The 12,079-nt window shown below is 64.0% G+C and carries 9 protein-coding genes; 8 read left to right on the top strand and 1 reads right to left on the bottom strand.

Annotated features, from left to right (window positions below; genetic code table 11):
• The first annotated feature begins 529 nt into the window (after nt 1-529).
• From VMA09_04220 to VMA09_04205, 4 genes are all read left to right on the top strand, one after another.
• Nucleotides 530-1,384, top strand: coding sequence for an ATPase domain-containing protein (locus tag VMA09_04220; GenBank protein ID HUA32784.1), 855 nt, complete (start codon nt 530-532; stop codon nt 1,382-1,384).
• Between the two features lie 12 nt (nt 1,385-1,396).
• Nucleotides 1,397-3,463, top strand: a complete 2,067-nt coding sequence (locus tag VMA09_04215) for a DNA polymerase Y family protein (protein ID HUA32783.1) — start codon at nt 1,397-1,399, stop codon at nt 3,461-3,463.
• Between the two features lie 199 nt (nt 3,464-3,662).
• Nucleotides 3,663-7,112 carry an error-prone DNA polymerase gene (locus VMA09_04210; protein HUA32782.1) on the top strand — a complete coding sequence of 1,150 codons (3,450 nt, stop codon included), beginning with the start codon at nt 3,663-3,665 and terminating at the stop codon, nt 7,110-7,112.
• A gap of 72 nt (nt 7,113-7,184) precedes the next feature.
• Nucleotides 7,185-8,027 (top strand): isocitrate lyase/phosphoenolpyruvate mutase family protein, encoded by an 843-nt coding sequence (locus VMA09_04205; protein ID HUA32781.1) that lies wholly within the window; start codon nt 7,185-7,187, stop codon nt 8,025-8,027.
• A 6-nt stretch (nt 8,028-8,033) separates the two neighbouring features.
• Here the strand turns inward: VMA09_04205 and VMA09_04200 are convergent, their stop codons facing one another.
• The gene (locus VMA09_04200) at nt 8,034-8,834 is read right to left on the bottom strand and encodes an SDR family NAD(P)-dependent oxidoreductase (GenBank protein ID HUA32780.1); all 801 of its coding nucleotides are present in this window, start codon (nt 8,832-8,834) and stop codon (nt 8,034-8,036) included.
• Between the two features lie 146 nt (nt 8,835-8,980).
• Between VMA09_04200 and VMA09_04195 the strand changes: the two genes are divergently transcribed.
• The 4 genes from VMA09_04195 to VMA09_04180 all read left to right on the top strand — a co-directional run bounded on the left by VMA09_04195 (nt 8,981) and on the right by VMA09_04180 (nt 12,074).
• On the top strand, nt 8,981-9,736 hold the full coding sequence (locus VMA09_04195; GenBank protein ID HUA32779.1) for a glucose 1-dehydrogenase: 756 nt from the start codon (nt 8,981-8,983) through the stop codon (nt 9,734-9,736).
• Between the two features lie 12 nt (nt 9,737-9,748).
• Nucleotides 9,749-10,528, top strand: a complete 780-nt coding sequence (locus tag VMA09_04190; protein ID HUA32778.1) for a 3-oxoacyl-ACP reductase family protein — start codon at nt 9,749-9,751, stop codon at nt 10,526-10,528.
• 75 nt (nt 10,529-10,603) lie between these two features.
• The gene (locus tag VMA09_04185) at nt 10,604-11,347 is read left to right on the top strand and encodes a Phenylacetic acid catabolic protein (GenBank protein ID HUA32777.1); all 744 of its coding nucleotides are present in this window, start codon (nt 10,604-10,606) and stop codon (nt 11,345-11,347) included.
• Between the two features lie 64 nt (nt 11,348-11,411).
• Nucleotides 11,412-12,074, top strand: a complete 663-nt coding sequence (locus VMA09_04180) for a TetR/AcrR family transcriptional regulator (protein ID HUA32776.1) — start codon at nt 11,412-11,414, stop codon at nt 12,072-12,074.
• Nucleotides 12,075-12,079 lie beyond the last annotated feature (5 nt).

Here is a 12,079-nt window from a genome sequence, read left to right as displayed (position 1 = left end):
CTGAATTGACTATTAGAGAAAACCCTTCTCGAAAGATCATCCGCAAGATCGAACAGTTCGCCCAGCCGAGCAAGCCTCGCCGAATAACCTCGCCCGCAAAAGCGGGAGAGGTCGGCTGGCGAGCAGCTTGAGATGTCTGTGTCTAAGCTGCTCGCCAGCCGGGTGAGGGTGCAGCGCCTCGAAGCCTTCCACAATGCCACTGCTGTTGCTTCAGCCAGTTCAACAGATTACCCCGTCAAAGACTCTGAACGCCCGCGCCTGCAACTTCCTCCAGCACGGGAAGGGAAACCAGAAAACCACGCCGCAACTTTGGCGGTTCGCAGTCTATTCTTTCAGGATGTTAGCACTGGTTTCATATCAAGCTCATTGCCTTCACGCCAAAGCGACCTTCGTCATGGTGAGCGTCGCTCACGATGACGGATTGTGAACACAGCCACACATGAAATTAGCCGATATTTAAAGTATTACTTGACATCCCCCACCTTAGTTCCCCTTTGACCAATAGCGAAAAAAAAGCGAATATAGGTCCATGGCTGCCGCGATCGCTAGCGCGTTGGATATCCGCTCTCTTGACCTCGCACTCCCGCAGCAATCGGCAGATTCCGGCAATCCTCAACGAACACTTGAATTTTCTGGCGTCTTCCACGGGCATGAGCTTACCCGCAAGGATCGCCGTCTAATCTCGGGGCTCGCCCCGCTCGACGCACTTCTCGAGGGCGGGATTCCGCGCGGCCGTATCAGCGAGGTCATCGGCGCGCCTGGCTCCGGCAAAACCTCGCTGGCCGCCGCCTTCGCCGCTTCATCTACCAGCCGTGGCGAGGTCGCCGCGTGGCTTGATGCGTCCGGCGCGTTCGATCCCGACAGCATGATGGCGGCGGGCGTCGAGCTGAAACGCCTACTCTGGGCCTCGTTCAAAAATACGCCCTCCTCCCGCCTCCCAGGCACGATGCCGTCGCGGCGCAACTCCGCGATCCTCAAAGCCGCCGAAATGATCCTCGCCGCGGGCGGCTTCGGCCTGGTCATAATCGACTTCGGCGAGGATACGCGCCCACTCCCGCAATCGCCTGCGCTTAGACTCGCGCGCGCCGCCGAGCGCAGCGGCGCCGCCGTGATCGCCCTCGCCGCATACAGGATGTGCGGGACGTTCGCCGCGCTCAGCCTCGCCGCGGGCCGCGCCGGAATCCGCTTCAGCCGCCTGACTCCCGCCTCGCCCGCGACCTTCGAGGGTCTATCGATCGAGGCCACCGTCGCGCGCAACAAGATGGGCGCGATGGGCCGCCGCACACGCCTCGACGCGCTCGTCGATCCGATCGCCGCCGACCCGCTCACGCCAATTGTCGCCCCCAGGGCCGCATCAACTTCGAATCTCCGACGATCGAGTTGACGAGGATTCACCATGGCCCGTATCGCATGCATCCTCGTTCCCGATTTTTCGATCGCGGCACTCATGCGCGCGAATCCCGCCTATGCCGACGCGGTGCTCGCGATCTCAACCACGCTCGCGCCGCATGGCGAGCTCGCCGCGGTTTCATCGCGTGCGCGCAAGCTCGGGATTCGCCCCGCGATGACGATCGCGCAGGCGCGCGCCGTTTCTTCCGATTTGCTCGTCGCGCTCCGCTCGCCCGCCGCCGAAAGCTCCGCGCATGCCGCGCTCGCCGACGCCGCCGAATCGGTTTCGCCCGCGGTCGAGCCGGGCCGCAATGACAATGGATGCGTCTGGGTCGACCTCAGCGGCCTCACTCGAATCTATGCCGATGAAAATGAAATCGCGGCTGAAATCCTGCGGCGGGTGCATCGTATGGGAATGGAACCCGCGGTAGGAATTGCCGCCGACAAGTCGCTCGCGCATCTGGCGGCGCGCGGCGGCGGCGTCCGCGTCATCGAAGCGGGCCGCGAGCGCGAGTTTCTCGACTGGATGCCGCTGGACATGCTCGGCCTTGGCCGCACCGCGCGCGGCGACGATCTCGAAACCACCCTCGCGCGTTGGGGTATCCGCCGTCTCGGCGAGCTGGCGCGGCTCGATCCCGACGCTATAGGCACGCGGCTCGGGCGCGAAGGCGTCGAGCTGATTCGGCTCGCGCGCGGCGCGGCGGCCTCGCCACTCGTGCCGCGCGGGCGCGCCGAAGTTTTCACCGAGGCGCTCGATCTCGAATACGGTATCGACAATCTCGAGCCGCTCGCATTCGTGATGCGCGCGATGCTCGAGCGGCTGGCCGAGCGGCTCGAAGTGCGCGGCCTCGCCGCGGGCGACATTCTTATTGCGCTCGGCCTCGAGGGTCATCGCACCTTCAGCCGCAACGTGCCGATGGCCGCCGCGACGACCGACGCGCGCGCGATGCTGACGCTGATCAACCTGAGCCTCGAGGCGGCGGCGCCGGAGGCCGCGGTCGAATCGATTCGACTGGAGATCACGCCGCGCGCGCCGCGGCCCGCCCAGGCCGACATGTTCCTGCCGCCTGCTCCCGCTCCCGATCGCCTCGAAACCACACTCGCACGCCTGGCCGCGCTATGCGGTCCGGACAACGTCGGCACGCTCGCCAGCGAAAATTCGCATCGCCCCGAGGCAATGCGAATCGCCAGCTTCACGCCGCCGCCCGCATCCCCAGTTTCAGAAAATGGCAATGCGAAAAACGTCACGCAGCTCGTGATTCGCGCGATTCGGCCCGCGCGCGAGATCGAAGTGATGTCCTCGCGTGGCATCCCGGAATTCGTGCGCGGCGACAACCTCGGCGCGCGTATCGTGTCGATCGCGGGGCCATGGCGGCGCGACGGCGAATGGTGGCGCGGCGCGCTCAGCGACCCGCCCGCGCAAATCGAGCAAGAAGAATTATCGGACAAGAAACTGTGGAACGCGATCCGCCGCCGCGGCGAAGTCAACGACGCTCTGCCAAGCTACCCCGGCAAGCAATGGAACGTAGCAGTTTCAACGCCCGCGCCCGGAACCTGCTACCAATCCGCCGCGCCTCCGATCGCATTAAATTTGAATCCGGCCTCGCCCACGTCCAACGAGCTGCGCAAAACCGAATCCCCACACGGCGGCCGCATGATGTGGAAGCATCCCAGAGACGTCTCCGCCGAAAATCTGAAATCTCTCGCCGCCGAGCACACCCAGAATGGATCGCACCGCAGCTCTACTCTTTCAGATCCCTCTCCTTCGTTATCTGAACCCTCTCCTTCTCCGTCTGTCCCCTCTCCTTACCCTAGGAGAGGGCAAGGGAGAGGTCCCACGTCGGCCGCCCCACTTCCATCAAAATTTTCAGCCAACCCTCACCCGGCGCAGACTGCGTCAGCGCCGCCCTCTCCCTGGTCAGGGAGAGGGACAGAATCGGCGCGCGACATGAGAGAAACACCACGCGGCTACATCCGCGAGTACTACGAATTCGCCCTAGAAGACGGCGGCGTATATCGCGTCTATCGCGACATAAAAACTGAACAATGGTTCGTCGACGGAATATATGACTAATGACTAGTTATCACGAAGCATCCACTCCGAAAAAACCCTCCCGGTCAGGGAGAGGGAATCAAAAGCCGGGAGCGGTCATGAGCAATAGCAATATGAAATCTCACTCGAATACATACTTCGTCGATTCAAACAAGGATGAATAGTTCATCCCTGAATTATCAATGTTTCACGTGAAACATCACATGCGAACTGAATAATCGTGCCGTCGTCCGACTATATCGAACTGCGCACGCGCAGCTCCTTCAGCTTCCTCGAAGGCGCGACCACGCCCGAGGATCTCGCCGCGCGCGCCGCCGAGCTCGGCTATCCCGCCCTCGCACTCGGCGATCGCGATGGTATGTACGGGCAGCCGCGTTTTTTCCAGGGCGCCAAAAGTGCCGGTATCCACGCGATCGTCGGCGCCGAGCTGACCCTCGATGACAACTCGCGCCTCTACGTCCTCGTTCCCGACCGCGAGCGCTATCGCAACCTCTGCCGGATGATTACCAACTCCAAGCTCCGCGTCCTCAACGAGGGCAGCGGCAAGCCGCCCGTCTATCCCGCCAAGGGCGAAAGCCGCATCACGCTCGACGAGCTGGAGCGCTTCGGCCCGGGCCTCATCTGCCTCGCTGGCGGCGCGATGAGCCCGCTCGCGCGGATGCTCGTGCGGGGCGCCGATCCGCTGCCGATGGCCGATCGGCTCGGCGCGATCTTCGGCAAAGGGAATCTCTACGTCGACCTGCAGCGGCATCTCGATGCGGCCGAGGAGCGGCTGAATCGCCGTCTCGCGGCGCTCGCCGCGGCAGCGAAGCTTCCGATCACGGCCACCAACGACGTATGCCACGGCGGCGCCGATCGCGAGCTGCTCGACGCTCTTACCTGTATCCGGCTCGGCACGACGCTCGAGGAAGCCGGACGTTCACTATGGGTCAACAACCAGCGCCACCTGAAATCGCGCGTCGAAATGACCGAGCTGTTCCGCGATTTGCCCAAGGCTGTCGCCGCTACGCGCGCGATCGCCGAGCGATGCGCCTTCAGGCTCACCGACATGGGCTATCGCTTTCCCGACTACCCGCTGCCGCCGGGAGAAACGCCCGACAGCTATCTGCGAGTACTCACATACGCGGGCGCGCGCGACCGCTGGGGCAACGCGCTCGACGATCGCACGCGCCGCCAGCTCGAGCATGAACTCGAAGTCATCGCACGCCTCAAGCTCGCCGGCTACTTCCTCATCGTCTGGGACATCGTCCAGTTCTGCCGTGAAAACCGAATCATGGTGCAGGGCCGCGGCTCGGCCGCCAACAGCGCGGTCTGCTATGCGCTCGCGATCACGGCCGTCGATGCGGTCAAGATGGAACTCCTGTTCGAGCGCTTCCTGTCGGAGGAACGCGGCGAGTGGCCCGATATCGATCTCGACCTGCCGAGCGGCGAGCAGCGCGAGCAGGCAATCCAATACGTATATCGCCGCTACGGCGAGCGCGGCGCCGCGATGACCGCGAACGTGATCACGTATCGCACGCGCAGCGCCGTGCGCGAGATCGGCAAGGTGCTGGGCTTCGCGCCCGAGCAGGTCGATCGCCTCGCCAAGCTCAACCAGGTTTACGAGTTCCGCGATCGTCACGACGACCTCGTGCCTCTCTTGAAGCGCGGCGGCGTCGATGCCGAAGCGCCGCGAATCCTGCAGCTCGTCGATCTGGTGCGGCGTATCCAGAGCCTGCCGCGCCATCTCGGGCAGCATAGCGGCGGCATGGTGATCGCGGCGCAGCCGCTCGACGAGATCGTTCCGCTCGAGCCGGCCTCGATGCCGGGGCGCGTCGTCGTGCAATGGGACAAGGACGATTGCGCCGACCTCGGGATTATAAAGATCGATCTGCTCGGACTTGGGATGCTGGCGGCGCTCGAAGAGGCGATTCCAATTATTCGCGAGCACGAGGGCGTCGAGATCGATCTCGCGCATCTGCCGCCGGACGATCCCGATGTGTATGCGATGATGCGGCGCGCCGACACTGTCGGAGTTTTCCAGATTGAGAGTCGCGCGCAGATGGCGACGCTGCCGCGGATGAAGCCGGAGAAGTTCTACGACCTGGTCGTCGAAGTCGCGATCATTCGTCCGGGGCCGATCGTCGGCAAGATGGTGCATCCGTATCTGGATCGCCGCAACAAACGCGCACCCGTTGAGTATGCGCATCCTTCGCTCGAACCGATCCTGCGCCGCACGCTGGGCGTCCCGCTTTTCCAGGAACAGTTGCTACGAATCGCGATGACTGCGGCGGGTTTCAGCGGCGGCGAGGCCGAGGAGCTGCGTCGCGCGATGGGCTTCAAGCGCTCCGTCGAGCGGATGGAAAAAATCGAGGAGCGGCTGCGCGCCGGAATGGCGCGCAAGGGCATGAGCGGCACGGTCGCCGACGATATCGTGCGATCGATCACGTCGTTCGCGCTCTATGGTTTCCCGGAATCGCACGCGGCGAGCTTCGCGCTGATCGCATACGCGTCGGCGTACCTGAAGTATCATCATCCGGCGGCGTTTTTCGCCGCGATGCTGAACTGCTATCCGATGGGCTTCTATCATCCCTCGACGCTGGTGAAAGACGCCGAGCGCCACGGCGCGTCGATTCTGCCGGTTGATGTGACGAAGTCCAACTGGAGATGCACGGTAGAGTGCGTCCCCTCGCCGTCTGATTCTGCTCCCTCTCCTTCTCCGTCTGCCCCCTCTCCTTATCCTAGGAGAGGGCGAGGGAGAGGTGATGCATCCGAACCTCCACGCACAGGTGCTGTTCCACAACCCGCAGTCAACCCTCAGCCGGCGCGCGCGCTGCGCGCGCCGGCCTCTCCCTGGTCAGGGGGAGGCACTGCCGGACGCGCCGCAGGCGCGCCCGGGTCACGGCGAGCTGCGCTCGCCGCGACGCCATCCGATGCTCTCCCTGCGGGAGAGCATCAAGCCGCACCGCCGCAGGCCGGGCCGCAGCGCCACGCGCTGCGGCTCGGCCTGCGTTACGTCGCGGGCCTGCGCGAGGAAGTCGGCAGTCGAATCGAAGCGGCGCGCGATACGCGCGCCTTCGATTCGATTGCCGACTTTTCGGCTCGCGTCGGCCTCAACCGCCGCGAGCTGGACGCCCTCGCATACGCCGGCGCGTTTGCCGCCTTCGGCGGCACGCGCCGCAATGCGCTGTGGAACGCCGCGGCGCTCGAGCGCGATCCGCAAAGCCTGCTCGCGCGCGCACGCCCCCAACCGGCGCAGTCCAATCTCCCCGCGATGGGACCGCTCGACGAAACGCTCGCCGACTACGCCGCAACCGGCGTCACCGCCGGGCCACATCTGATGACCTATCTACGCGCCAAGCTGAAAGTGCGCGGCGTGCTGAGCGCCGAGGAGCTCCCCCATGCGCGCCACGAGTCGTGGGTCAAAACCGCCGGCGTCGTTATCGTGCGCCAGCGCCCCGGCACCGCGAAGGGCTTCCTGTTCATCACGCTTGAAGATGAAACCGGCATCGCAAATCTGATCGTCACGCCCGACCTGTTTCAGAAGCATCGCCTGCTGCTACGCAGCGCCGGAATCCTGCTCGCCGAGGGTGTGCTGCAACAGGTCGACGGCGTCACCGCGATTCGCGCGCGCCGCTTCGCGGAAATTCATTTGCCCGGAACAATTCCGCCCTCGCATGATTTTCATTAATCGCGTATTTCACAAATTGGGGCGTGCGGGGTTGAACCAACCGAACGCCAACTGCACGTATCGGAGATTCACATGACGAAAGACGCTCAGCGCGCGAAGGCCCAGGCGTTTCGCGCGATGCATGACCGCTCGCGAGTGCTCGTGCTGCCCAACGCATGGGACGCCATGAGCGCGCGATTCATCGAAGAAGCCGGTGCGCACGCAATCGCGACCACGAGCGCCGGCGTGGCTTTCTCACTCGGCTATCCCGATGGCGAATACGCACCGCGCGAGGAAATCGTCAACGCCATCGCGCGAATCACGCGCGTTATCGATGTGCCGCTGAGCGCCGATATCGAGTCGGGCTTTGGCACGACTGCGGGTGAAGTTGGTCAAACAGTTAGTCAGATCATCGAGGCGGGGGCCGTGGGCATAAATCTCGAAGATTCGACCGGCGATCCCGCGCAGCCGCTCTATGATCTCGAGACCGCCGTCACCCGCGTCAAAGCTGCACGCGCTGCCGGCGACGCCACCGGTGTTCCGCTCGTGATCAACGCCCGCACCGACGCCCTGATTGCGATGAAGGGCGAGCGCGAAGCGCTTCTCGCCGAAGCGATTCGCCGCGCCAACGCTTTTCGCGAGGCTGGCGCTGACAGCCTGTTCCCGCTCGGTCTGAACGGCAACGACGAAATCGCGCGTGCCGTTCGCTCGATCAATGGGCCGATGAACCTGATCTTCCGTCCCGGCATTCCAACCGTCGCCGAACTCGCGAAGCTTGGCGTTGCACGGCTCAGCCTCGGCACCGCGATCACGCTTTCCGCACTGTCCGTGACGCGACGCATCGCGAATGAGGTGCTGACGAGCGGCACCTACTCCGCTCTGGGCGATGCCGTCAGCTATCCCGAAGCTAACAAGTTGATGGCTTCGCGAAACTGACCGACATCACTCGGGCATGAATGACGGGCTGCCGGTCTTTGCCGTCTGACCTCCGTCGGCGACGAACGCGGCGCCCGTCACAAACGACGCGAGATCGGAAGCGAGGAACAGCACCACGTTGGCCATCTCCTCCGGCTGGCCCAGCCGCCCCATCGGAATCGCCTGGTTGAAAGCCGCAGCGAAGCCCGGTTGCTCGAGCGCGGGCGCGAGCAGCGGAGTGTTGATTGCACCCGGGCAGATGCAGTTGGCGCGAATACCGTCGCGCGCGTATTCGACCGCCGCTACGCGCGTGAGATTGATCACACCAGCCTTGGCCGCGTTGTAGGCGGCGATTCCGTAATCGGCGCGCAGTCCGGAGATCGACGCGGTATTGACGATCGCGCCACTGCGCTGCGCGCGCATGATCGGAATCACGACTTTCATCGCGCGGAAGACCGCTGTAAGCCCCACGTCGATCATCGAACTCCAGACGCTGTCGTCAACGTCAGCAAGTCGCGACGAGACTGTCGTACTCGTCTGCGCGGCTGGCATTCCAAACGCATTGTTGTGCAGGAAGTCGAGGCGGCCGAACTCGCGATGCGCCCGCGTGATCATCATCTCGATATCCGCGCCGCGCGTCACGTCGGCGACGATCGCGATCGCCTTGCCACCCGCGGCGCGAATCTCGCCCGCGACCTTCTCGGCATTGTCGCCGTTGATATCCGCGACTGCGATCGCGCCGCCGCGCTTCGCAAACCCGATCGCCGTGGCCCGTCCGATTCCCGAGCCCGCGCCTGTCACCAATCCAGCCTTGCCGTTGAACTCCATCATCGCTGTCTCCGTCGCGTCCGCGTCGATGCGGCGCCATCCGCTCGGTAGCAGGCCGCGGGCCGTTTGTAAAATCGCTACCGCATCGGCTTGGGGATGCGCTACGCTCGCCGAGCTGGGATCAACTTCGCGATGCGAGTGTGAAAATGAGACTGAAAGGAAAAGTTGCGTTGATAACCGGCGCCGGCTCCGGGATGGGACGGGCGGCGTCAAAGATTTTCGCCGAGGAAGGCGCGCTCGTCGCGGCCGTCGACATCAATGGCGAGGCGGCCGCTGAAACGGCGCAGCTCGTGAAGAGCGCGGGCGGCAAGGCGATCTCGATGCGCGCGGATGTGTCGAACTCCGAGGACGCGCGCGCGATGGTAGATGCGGCGGTGCGCGACTTCGGCGGCCTCGATGTCATCTACAACAACGCCGGAATCGAAGGCGAGTCGGGTTTTCTCGCGCAGCTCAGCGAAGAAGCGTTCGACAAGGTGATCGCGATCAACCTGCGCGGCGTGTGGCTCGGGATGAAATACGCCCTGCCCCGCCTGATCGATCGCGGCGGCGGCGCGATTATCAACACCGCGTCGGTAGCGGGCCTGGTCGGAATCAAGGGCGCGGCGGCATATTGCGCGGCCAAGGCCGGCGTCATCGCGCTCACGCGCGTCGGCGCGATCGAATACGGCCGCTACAACATCAGGGTCAATTGTATCTGTCCCGGGGTGATTCACACTCCGATGGTCGATCGCATCACGGGACCCGCCGGAATCCGTCCGCAGTTCATCGAACGCAGCTCCGTATTCGGCCGCGTGGGCACTGCCGAGGAGGTCGCGCGCACCGCGCTTTTCCTCGCGAGCGATGAGGCGACATTCGCGAGCGGCGCCCCGTTTATCATCGACGGCGGATGGGTCGCGAGCTGAGGGAAGGTCATCATGGCAACACAACTAGTTAGCAGACGGCTCGAAGGCAGGGTCGCGATCGTCACCGGCGGCGCCAATGGCATCGGGCGCGCGATCGCGCTACGGCTCGGCTCCGAAGGCGCAGCTATCGCGATCGCGGATATCCAGACCGATGCAGCGCGGAAAACTGCGGCCGAGATCACGAGCCAGGGCGGGCGCGCGATCGGCGTGAAGCTCGATGTCACAAGCCTCGACGACGCCGTCGCGGCTGCCGACCGCGTCGAACGCGAGCTGGGTCCGATCGACATCCTCGTCAACAACGCCGGGTGGGACGAGCTCAAGCCTTTCGTCGATACGACGCCGGAGTTTTGGGACAAGGTGATCGCGATCAACTACCGCGGTGTTTTGAACCTGTGCAAGGCGATCGTGCCGCGCATGCAATCGCGCGGCGCAGGCGGCAAGATCGTATCGATCGCGTCGGATGCGGGCCGCGTCGGTTCGACCGGCGAATCGGTGTATGCGGGATGCAAAGCCGCGATCATCGGCTTTTCGAAAACGATCGCGCGCGAGCTCGCGCGCAATCAAATCAACGTCAACGTCGTATGCCCCGGGCCCACGGAGACCAACCTTCTTCGCGCTGCCATGGCTGGCCGCGAAGGCGTGCTGAACGCGATGGCGAAAGGTATTCCGATGCGCCGTCTTGGCCAGCCCGAAGATCTCGCGGGCGCGGTCGCGTTCTTCGCCTCATCGGACGCCGACTTCGCAACCGGCCAGGTCATCAGCGTGAGCGGCGGGCTTACGATGGTGGGATAAACCGTGTTGCCCGCGCGCATTGCAGGTGATATCTGAACGATAGTTCAGAACGAGGTAGTCGCCCAAGGTGGGTTCATGAGTCAGCAGGTGAGCGAAACCAGTCCGATCAAATTCACGAGTCCTGAGGGCCTGCCGCCGGACTACAAGGATCTGCTCGTCAGGATGCTCTCGATCCAGTCGCGGATCGAATCCGAATACATGCTCGCGCCCGAGCGCACGCTGATGAAGCCGCTCGCGATGGCACCGACGCCCGAGGACAAGGCGGAGTACGCCGCGTTCTGGTCCGACGAGGTGCGTCATGCCAGCTACTGGATGAAGCTGCTCGAGGACCTCGGCACCAATGTTGACGCGAAGTTTATGGCGACTCCGATGCCGATCTATATCTTCGAGCTGCGCGACCAGGCTGAGGACTGGATCGAGTACGGCCTGTTCAGTTTCTTCGCCGATCGCCAGGGCGCCTACATGGGCGGCGAATGGGTCGGATGCAGCTACGAGCCGCTGGCGAAAATTGCCGACCGTGTGCATCGCGAGGAACTCGGGCATGCCGCGCTCGGTTATCGCTTGATGCGGCGCTACATTCAGCGCGAGGGCGACCGCGGCCGCGCGCTGCTGATCAAGCATCTGGCGAGATGGTATCCGGCCGGGCTCGACATGTTCGGCAATTCGGGATCGAAGCGGCAGTTCGATTACGTGCGATGGGGCCTGCGCAAACGCACCAACGAGCAGATGCGCGACGACTTCACGGCCGAGGTCAACAACCTGCTAACAAAGCTCGATATCCCGATTCCCGACGCGACGGCGGGACGCCGCTACAGCTAGAGCAGCGCCGAGGAGTCGGGCATATTATCTCGACACCGACTCTTCGCACCGGGGGCATCATAACTTGCGCAAAACAATCGCCGAAGAAACCAAGCGCGTGGTGAAGCTGAAAGCCGCGACGCGCGCGCTCAAACCCGAAGATCGCTACGACGCGAACATCGATCTCATCCTGCGCTCCGCGGCGGCCGTATTCGCGGAGAAGAGCTTCGGCCTCGCCTCGATTCGCGACATCGCGGCCCGCGCGCGAATCTCGTTCCCCCGCATCTACTATTACCTGCGCAACAAGGAAGAGCTGCTGTTCCTGATTTCGAAGCGCGCATTCGAACAGTTGCTCTCGACCGCCGAAGAGCGTGCTGCGGAAGCGGCCGACGCCGAGCTGCGCCTGCGCGCCTTCATCCGCAACCATCTCGAATATCACATGACCAACCTGGCCGAGATGAAGGTGCTGGTGCGCGAGGCGGATTCTCTGACCGGGCGTTATGCGGCGGATATCGCGCGGCTCAAGCGCGATTACTCGCGGCTGTGCCGGCGGCTGCTCGATCAGTACGCGACATCGCTCGGCACGGTGCTCGATCGCGAGCAGGCGCGGATCCTGACCTCGCTGCTGTTCGGTGCGATGAACTGGTTCTACACCTGGTACGAGCCGTCGCGCGATTACGATCAGCGTGGGCGGATCATGGACGAATGCTTCCGCATGGTCGCCGGCGCGATCGGCGTCCGCGCATAGCTTCA

It is taken from the genome of Candidatus Binataceae bacterium (assembly GCA_035508495.1).
Classification (GTDB): domain Bacteria; phylum Desulfobacterota; class Binatia; order Binatales; family Binataceae; genus JASHPB01.
The sequence above is the reverse complement of the archived record's forward strand: the minus strand, read 5'-3'. Positions and strand labels throughout refer to the sequence as shown.

Excerpts from the sequence above, each read along its gene's own strand:
- VMA09_04220 (HUA32784.1), top strand. The coding sequence starts at position 530 with ATGGCTGCCGCGATCGCTAGCGCGTTGGATATCCGCTCTCTTGACCTC.
- VMA09_04215 (HUA32783.1), top strand. The coding sequence starts at position 1,397 with ATGGCCCGTATCGCATGCATCCTCGTTCCCGATTTTTCGATCGCGGCA.
- VMA09_04205 (HUA32781.1), top strand. The coding sequence starts at position 7,185 with ATGACGAAAGACGCTCAGCGCGCGAAGGCCCAGGCGTTTCGCGCGATG.
- VMA09_04200 (HUA32780.1), bottom strand. The coding sequence starts at position 8,834 with ATGGAGTTCAACGGCAAGGCTGGATTGGTGACAGGCGCGGGCTCGGGA.
- VMA09_04195 (HUA32779.1), top strand. The coding sequence starts at position 8,981 with ATGAGACTGAAAGGAAAAGTTGCGTTGATAACCGGCGCCGGCTCCGGG.
- VMA09_04190 (HUA32778.1), top strand. The coding sequence starts at position 9,749 with ATGGCAACACAACTAGTTAGCAGACGGCTCGAAGGCAGGGTCGCGATC.
- VMA09_04185 (HUA32777.1), top strand. The coding sequence starts at position 10,604 with ATGAGTCAGCAGGTGAGCGAAACCAGTCCGATCAAATTCACGAGTCCT.